9 protein-coding genes are annotated in these 6,734 nt (G+C 67.6%); 8 read left to right on the top strand and 1 reads right to left on the bottom strand.

Annotation, left to right across the window (positions count from 1 at the left end; translation table 11 throughout):
* On the top strand, nucleotides 1-943 hold a 943-nt coding region (locus ACDELDRAFT_RS17255; RefSeq protein WP_005799235.1), incomplete at its 5' end, for an acetolactate synthase large subunit.
* Nucleotides 944-1,118: 175 nt separating this feature from the next.
* Here the strand turns inward: ACDELDRAFT_RS17255 and ACDELDRAFT_RS17250 are convergent.
* Nucleotides 1,119-1,631, bottom strand: coding sequence for a hypothetical protein (locus ACDELDRAFT_RS17250; RefSeq protein WP_005799234.1), 513 nt, complete (start codon nucleotides 1,629-1,631; stop codon nucleotides 1,119-1,121).
* A gap of 42 nt (nucleotides 1,632-1,673) precedes the next feature.
* On the opposite strand from ACDELDRAFT_RS17250, the gene ACDELDRAFT_RS17245 reads away from it, so the two are divergent.
* The 7 genes from ACDELDRAFT_RS17245 (at nucleotide 1,674) to ACDELDRAFT_RS17215 (ending at nucleotide 6,594) form a co-directional block, all read left to right on the top strand.
* A complete protein-coding gene (locus ACDELDRAFT_RS17245; RefSeq protein WP_005799233.1) occupies nucleotides 1,674-1,880 on the top strand; it encodes a DUF3460 family protein in 207 nt (68 codons plus the stop codon).
* Nucleotides 1,881-1,944: 64 nt separating this feature from the next.
* Nucleotides 1,945-2,784, top strand: a complete 840-nt coding sequence (locus ACDELDRAFT_RS17240) for a segregation and condensation protein A (protein ID WP_005799232.1) — start codon at nucleotides 1,945-1,947, stop codon at nucleotides 2,782-2,784.
* Between the two features lie 135 nt (nucleotides 2,785-2,919).
* Nucleotides 2,920-4,506 carry an L-aspartate oxidase gene (gene nadB, locus ACDELDRAFT_RS17235; protein ID WP_005799231.1) on the top strand — a complete coding sequence of 529 codons (1,587 nt, stop codon included), beginning with the start codon at nucleotides 2,920-2,922 and terminating at the stop codon, nucleotides 4,504-4,506.
* Between the two features lie 142 nt (nucleotides 4,507-4,648).
* Nucleotides 4,649-5,284, top strand: coding sequence for a 7-carboxy-7-deazaguanine synthase (gene queE / locus ACDELDRAFT_RS17230; RefSeq protein WP_005799229.1), 636 nt, complete (start codon nucleotides 4,649-4,651; stop codon nucleotides 5,282-5,284).
* Between the two features lie 16 nt (nucleotides 5,285-5,300).
* Nucleotides 5,301-5,675: a 6-carboxytetrahydropterin synthase gene (locus tag ACDELDRAFT_RS17225; protein WP_005799227.1), complete on the top strand. Its 375-nt coding sequence runs from the start codon at nucleotides 5,301-5,303 to the stop codon at nucleotides 5,673-5,675.
* Between the two features lie 85 nt (nucleotides 5,676-5,760).
* On the top strand, nucleotides 5,761-6,141 hold the full coding sequence (gene panD, locus ACDELDRAFT_RS17220; protein ID WP_005799225.1) for an aspartate 1-decarboxylase: 381 nt from the start codon (nucleotides 5,761-5,763) through the stop codon (nucleotides 6,139-6,141).
* 93 nt (nucleotides 6,142-6,234) lie between these two features.
* On the top strand, nucleotides 6,235-6,594 hold the full coding sequence (locus ACDELDRAFT_RS17215) for a 5-carboxymethyl-2-hydroxymuconate Delta-isomerase (protein ID WP_005799224.1): 360 nt from the start codon (nucleotides 6,235-6,237) through the stop codon (nucleotides 6,592-6,594).
* The last annotated feature ends 140 nt before the right edge of the window (nucleotides 6,595-6,734 follow it).

Raw genomic sequence — 6,734 nt, 5'->3', positions numbered from 1 at the left:
GGAGCGCGGCGCGGGCCTGCCCGCCGTGGAACGCATCGCCTACCTGGCCGAGCTGGCCGGCGTGCAACTCGCCGGCATCAACCACTTGGTGCTGGTGGACGCCAAGGCGCCGGTGTCGTTCTTCGCCTACCCTGGCAAGAAAAGCTATCTGGTGCCCGATGACTGCACGGTGCACCAGCTTTCCACGCCGGCGCAGGATGCGGCCGCCAGCCTGGAGAAACTCGCCCAGGCCCTGGGCGCCGGGCTGGCGCAGCCCCTGCTGCTGGCACCGGCCCGTCCGGGCCGCCCGCGCGGCAAGCTCACCGCCGAGAAGGTGTGCAAGGCCGTGGGCCACCTGCTGCCCGAGAACGCCATCGTCATCGACGAGGCCATCACCTCGGGGCTGATGCTCGCGCCCTTCACCGCCGGCGCGCCGCGCCACGACCTCATCACGCTCACGGGCGGCGCCATCGGCCAGGGCCTGCCCAATGCCATTGGCGCGGCCATTGCCTGCCCGCAGCGCCCGGTGCTCGCGCTGATCGGCGACGGCACGGCGATGTACACCATCCAGGCGCTGTGGACCATGGCGCGCGAGCAGCTCAACGTGGTGTCCGTCATCTTCAACAACGCCTCGTATTCCGTGCTCAACGTGGAGCTGGAGCGCGTGGGCGCCGAGCAGGCCGGTGCCAAGGCCCGGTCGCAGCTGGACCTGGCCGGGCCGGAACTGAACTTCGCCCACCTGGCCCAGGGCATGGGCGTGCGCGGCGTGCGTGCCACCACGGCCGAGGAGTTCGTCTGGGCGCTGGAGCAGGCGCTGGCCACGCCGGGGCCGCACCTGATCGAGGCGGTGGTGCCCCAGTCGCTCAGTGGTCTCAAGCGCAAGCTGCTACCTTGGCTGCTGCGCTCGCTGCCCAGCCTGCCGCCCGCGGTGGCCAAGGCGCTCAAGCGCAAGATTGCGCCCTGAGGCTTGCGGATGCGAGGCCGCTTTGCGCGGCATTGCCCTGGCCGTGCACTCTCCAGGTCGCCCCGGCAGGCGGCGCCCCACAGCTCCACCCCTTACGCACCACCCGTCACGCGCAGCGTCGGGCCGGGCGGTGGCGATGGATCGCCCTCCGGGGATTGCCCAGCCCCAAGGCTCCTCAGCGCCCGCCCTTATTCTCTGGCGCGTCCATGTCGGGGCCGGTCTGCGTGCGCTGCACCGTGCGGCCGTCGGTGGTGACCACGGTGAACACCATGGGCGTGTTGGGCGGCTGGGCAAAGCGCCAGTCGTGGTGCGTTTCGCCGCTGAGGCGGTAGGGGGTGATCTTGGCCGGTTTGCCCAGGCGACGGCGCACTTCGGCCAGCTCCATGCCCGGCGTGATGCGGGCAAAATTCTCGGCCGTGAGCACCTGGCGCACTTCCACCAGCTTGCCGTCAGGCCCGAGGGCAATCATGTAATTGACCTGGCCTGCAGGCTGGCGGTTGTACTCCAAGGTGCGGACGCCGCCGGACTCGTCCCACACGTTTTCGGGGGCCCCGAAGCGGTCGCGCACATCGGCCTCGGTGGAAACGCCCGGCTGCAGCTCGCTGATGCGCTGCGGGTCACAACCCGCGAGGGCCGCAAGGCCCAGAACCGCCGCCGTAAGGCCCAGGGCCCGGAAAATCAAGGGCATGGAATGCTCCCGGTAAAATCGACGCAGAGAGGTTAACAGTCCATGTCCATTTTCCGCCGCCCCGACTACCAGTCCGAAGCCACCCAGTTCATCGACCAGCTCAAGGCGCAAAAGCCCGAGCTTGAGCAGCAGCAGCGCGCCGGCCGTGCCCTGCTGTGGGACAAGCAGGTGGACCGCAAGATCTGGGGCGAATACCGCGAGGCCCGGGTTGCACAGAAGCCCTACGTCTACCAGACCAACGCCGATTGAGCGCAAAAATGCCATGCAGCGCTTTGCTGGCGGTCGACAACAGCTATTGATTGCATAGCACATCATGAGCAGCGCGAGCGAAGCCGAGGCCGGTGTTTCCGGCGCCATGCCCGACGTGGTGGACCAGGTGGCGTTCGCCCGCCTGTACGGCGAGCCGCTGTTCGCGCTGCCGCAAGACCTGTACATCCCGCCCGACGCGCTCGAAGTCTTCCTCGAAGCCTTCGAAGGCCCGCTCGACCTGCTGCTCTACCTGATCCGCAAGCAGAACTTCAACATCCTCGACATCCCCATGGCGGGGCTCACGCGCCAGTACCTGGCGTATGTGGACGAGATCCGCAGCCGCAACCTGGAGCTGGCGGCCGAGTACCTGCTGATGGCGGCCATGCTCATCGAGATCAAGTCGCGCATGCTGCTGCCGCCCAAGAAGCAGGAGGGCGGCGACGAAGCTGAAGACCCGCGCGCCGAACTGGTGCGCCGCCTGCTGGAATACGAGCAGATGAAGATGGCGGCCATGCGGCTGGGCCAGCTGCCGCAGTACGGGCGCGACTTTCTGAAGGCGCAGGTCTACATCGAGCAGAGCCTGCAACCGCGTTTTCCCGACGTGCATCTGGTGGACCTGCAAGAGGCCTGGCGCGACATCCTGAAACGCGCCAAGCTCGTGCAGCACCACAAGATCACCCGCGAAGAGCTGAGCGTGCGCGAATACATGAGCATGGTGCTCAAGACCCTGCAGGGGCGCCGCTTCGTCGAGTTCGAAGAACTCTTCGACCCCAGCCACGGCAGCACCGTGCTGGTGGTGACCTTCATTGCACTCCTGGAGCTGGCCAAGGAAACGCTGATCGAGATCACCCAGGCCGAGGCCTTTGCCCCCATCTACGTACGCCTGGCCTACACACCGGTATGACAACCCCTGAGCGGCTGCGCCGCTTCCCTCTCTCCCGCTGCGCGGGCGGGGGACGCCACCGGCGGCCTGGCCAAGCCAGCCCCTCGGCGGCAACGGCCTGAAGCAGCGCCCGTTTCCAAGGCAACGACGATCCCTATGGCATCCCACGACTTCGACGTACTCATCGTAGGCAGCGGCCTGGCCGGCCTGTCTGCGGCCCTGCACCTGGCGCCCACACACCGCGTGGCCGTCATCACCAAGCGCACATTGCAAGACGGCTCCAGCGGCTGGGCCCAGGGCGGCATTGCCGCCGTGCTGGCCAACGACGACAGCTTTGCCGCGCACATCGAAGACACGCTGGTGGCCGGCGCCGGCCTGTGCGATCTGGCCACCACCCGCTTTGTGGTGGAAAACGCCCCCGAGTCCATTGCCTGGCTGCGCCGCCTGGGCGTGCCCTTCACGCTGGAGGGCGACCAGTTGCACCTCACGCGCGAAGGCGGCCACAGCGCCCGCCGCATTGCGCACGTGACCGACGCCACGGGCGCCGCCGTGCAGCGCACGCTGATCGACGTGGTGCGCAGCACGCCCGGCATCACCCTGTTCGAGCAGCACACGCTGGTGGACCTGATCACCACGCGCAAGCTGGGCTTGCCCGGCCACCGGTGCCTCGGCCTGTACGCGCTCGACAGCGACACCGATGAGGTCGTCACCTTCCGCGCGCCGCAGACCATCCTCGCCACGGGCGGCGCAGGCAAGGTGTACCTGTACACCACCAACCCCGACACCGCCACGGGCGACGGCATTGCCGCCGCCTGGCGCGCGGGCTGCCGCGTGGCGAACATGGAGTTCATCCAGTTCCACCCCACGGGGCTGTACCACCCACACGAAAAGTCCTTCCTCATCAGCGAGGCCGTGCGCGGTGAGGGTGGACAACTCAAGCTGCCCCCCTCTGCCGGCGGCACGCGCTTCATGCTCGACCACGACCCGCGCGCCGAACTGGCACCGCGCGACGTGGTGGCGCGCGCCATCGACTTCGAGATGAAAAAGCACGGCCTCGATTGCGTGCACCTCGACATCTCGCACCAGAGCCCCGCGTTTTTACAGGAGCACTTCCCCAACATCCTGGCGCACTGCGCGTCGCTGGGCATCGACATCACCAAGGAACCCATCCCGGTGGTGCCCACGGCCCACTTCACCTGCGGCGGCGTGCTGACCGACCTGGCCGGCCGCACCGACCTGCCCGGCCTGTACGCCGTGGGCGAAGTCGCCTGCACCGGCCTGCATGGCGCCAACCGGCTGGCCAGCAATTCGCTGCTCGAATGCATGGTGTTTGCGCGCGCCGCCGCGCAGGCCATTGCCGCTACGCCACCCGCCGACCTGCCCACCGTGCCCGCGTGGGACGACAGCCGCGTGACCGATGCGGACGAATCGGTCGTCATCTCGCACAACTGGGACGAGCTGCGCCGCTTCATGTGGGACTACGTGGGCATCGTGCGCACCAACAAACGGCTGGAACGCGCCGCCCACCGCATCGCGCTGCTGCAAGGCGAAATCCACGAGTTCTACGCCCACTTCCACGTCACGCGCGACCTGCTGGAGCTGCGCAACCTGGTGCAGGTGGCCGACCTGATCGTGAAAAGCGCCCAGCTGCGCCGCGAAAGCCGGGGCCTGCACTACAGCCGCGACTACCCCGAGGTGGCTGCCCCAGCTGCTCCCACCATCCTCGTCCCACCGGTGAAATGAAACACCGCCGGAGTCGCTTCGCGCCTTCCCCGTCAAGGGGGACGACACCCTCGCTTCGGGAAGGCCCTTGCTCGGTGTCCCTCGCCTTGGCCGCGCAAGGTGCACCGGCCTGTGCGTTGACACAAACCATGCGAGGGCACCCATGACCTACAGCGTCAAGGAAATCTTCTACACCCTGCAAGGCGAAGGCGGCCAGGCGGGCACGCCCGCCGTGTTCTGCCGCTTTGCAGGCTGCAATCTCTGGACGGGCCGCGAGCAGGACCGCGCCCAGGCCATCTGCCAGTTCTGCGACACCGACTTCGTGGGCACGGACGGCACGCTGGGTGGCAAGTTCGAGACGGCTGCCGCACTGGCCCAGTCGATCGCCGCGCAGTGGCCTGCCGGTGCGGGCCACCGCCTGGTGGTGCTGACGGGTGGCGAGCCGCTGCTGCAAGTGGATTCAGAACTCATCGCTGCCTTGCACGCGCAGCAGTTCCGCATCGCCGTGGAAAGCAACGGCACCGTGGCCGCCCCCGAGGGCATCGACTGGCTGTGCATCAGCCCCAAGGCGGGCGCGCCGTTCGTGCAGCGCAGCGGGCAGGAGCTGAAGCTGGTGTGGCCGCAACCAGGGTTCGATCTGGGCGCGCTGGAGCGCGAAACCCACTTCACCCACCGTTTTCTGCAGCCCATGGACGGCCCGCTGCAGCGGCAGAACACCGCCGCCTGCATCGCAGCCTGCCTGGCGCACCCCGCATGGCGCCTGAGCCTGCAGACCCACAAGCTCACCGGCATCCGGTGACCCACCGCTTCACGCCATGTTGTTCACCATCTCCCAGCGCTTTTTCTTCGACGCTGCCCACACCCTGCGCCGCGAAATCGAGGCCGAAGGCAGCCGCCGCGTGCACGGCCACACCTACCACGCCGAGGTATTCTTGACCGGCCCGCGCGACCCCGCCACCGGCATGGTGCTGGACCTGGGCCTGCTGCGTCAGGGCCTGGCCGTGGTGCGCGAGCAGCTCGATCACCACATGCTCGACGAAGTGCCCGGCCTGGGCACGCCCACGCTGGAAAACCTGTGCGTCTTCATCGCCCAGGCGCTGCCCGCCGACCTGCGCCCCCGCGTGAGCCGCGTGCGCGTGTGGCGCGAGGCGCTGGGCGACAGTTGTGTGCTGGATTTCTCTACCCACTGACGCCTCCACCGCCTTCGCAGCAGCGCATCCTTCCCGCCAGGCCCCGCTCCCTTCGCTTTCACCGCCCTTAATGCCAGGAAACACCATGTTCCGCACCTTGCTCAAATCCAAGATCCACCGCGCCACCACCACGCACTGCGAATTGCATTACGAAGGCTCGTGCGCCATCGACGAAGACCTGCTGGATGCCGCCAACCTGGTGGAAAACGAACAGGTCCATATCTGGAACATCAACAACGGCGAACGCTTCATCACCTACGCCATCAAGGGCCAGCGCGGCAGCGGCATGATCTCGGTCAACGGTTCGGCGGCGCGCCGCGCCGCCGTGGGCGACCTGCTCATCATTGCTGCGTTTGCCCAGGTGCCCGAAGACCAAGTCGCCACGCACGAACCGCAGCTCGTGTTCGTCGACGAGCAAAATCGCCAGACCGCCCTGCGCCACGCCGTGCCGACGCAGGCGCTCTGAAGGCCCCCTGAACACATCCACCGGTTCCGCCCGGGGCGCACGGGATGGCCCGCGCTCCGTTCCTTTCTTCATCCCACCACCCGAGAACACGCCATGCCCCACCTGATCGTCGAATACTCGCAAAACCTCGCCGGCTTCCCCGAGGCGCAAGCCCTCGCCGAACTGAACCAAGCCGTGACCAGCAGCCCCGAAGTGCTGGACGAGGCCGACCTCAAGAGCCGCTTTGTCCTGGTGGACAGCTTCGAGATCGGCACCGCCCCGGCCAACCGGGCCTTTGTGCACGCCCAGCTGCGCCTGCTGTCGGGCCGTTCGCCCGAAGCCAAGAAAGACCTGTCCGAGCGCGTGGCCGGCGTGCTGCGCCGCCTCTCGCCCAAACCGGCGGGGGTGATGGTGCAGCTCAGCGTCGAGATCGTGGATATGGACCGCGGCTCGTACGTGAAGGAACGCCTGTAAGACAGGCTCGCAGAAATTTTGAGCAGAATCAGGCGTTTGCGCTTGCCCCTTCTGCGCCGATAGCTCTTTTTTCAATAGCAAAGAGCACCAGAGGTTGCGCGCCGGGGTGCGGGGCGCGCCAGTGCCCAGCCCAGGACCTG

This window comes from Acidovorax delafieldii 2AN (genome assembly GCF_000175235.1).
GTDB lineage: Bacteria > Pseudomonadota > Gammaproteobacteria > Burkholderiales > Burkholderiaceae_C > Acidovorax > Acidovorax delafieldii_B.
The sequence above is the reverse complement of the archived record's forward strand: the minus strand, read 5'-3'. Positions and strand labels throughout refer to the sequence as shown.

Coding starts and splice junctions, on each gene's coding strand:
- ACDELDRAFT_RS17250 (WP_005799234.1), bottom strand. CDS start 1,631: ATGCCCTTGATTTTCCGGGCCCTGGGCCTTACGGCGGCGGTTCTGGGC.
- queE (WP_005799229.1), top strand. CDS start 4,649: ATGACCTACAGCGTCAAGGAAATCTTCTACACCCTGCAAGGCGAAGGC.
- ACDELDRAFT_RS17215 (WP_005799224.1), top strand. CDS start 6,235: ATGCCCCACCTGATCGTCGAATACTCGCAAAACCTCGCCGGCTTCCCC.
- ACDELDRAFT_RS17245 (WP_005799233.1), top strand. CDS start 1,674: ATGTCCATTTTCCGCCGCCCCGACTACCAGTCCGAAGCCACCCAGTTC.
- ACDELDRAFT_RS17240 (WP_005799232.1), top strand. CDS start 1,945: ATGAGCAGCGCGAGCGAAGCCGAGGCCGGTGTTTCCGGCGCCATGCCC.
- panD (WP_005799225.1), top strand. CDS start 5,761: ATGTTCCGCACCTTGCTCAAATCCAAGATCCACCGCGCCACCACCACG.
- nadB (WP_005799231.1), top strand. CDS start 2,920: ATGGCATCCCACGACTTCGACGTACTCATCGTAGGCAGCGGCCTGGCC.
- ACDELDRAFT_RS17225 (WP_005799227.1), top strand. CDS start 5,301: ATGTTGTTCACCATCTCCCAGCGCTTTTTCTTCGACGCTGCCCACACC.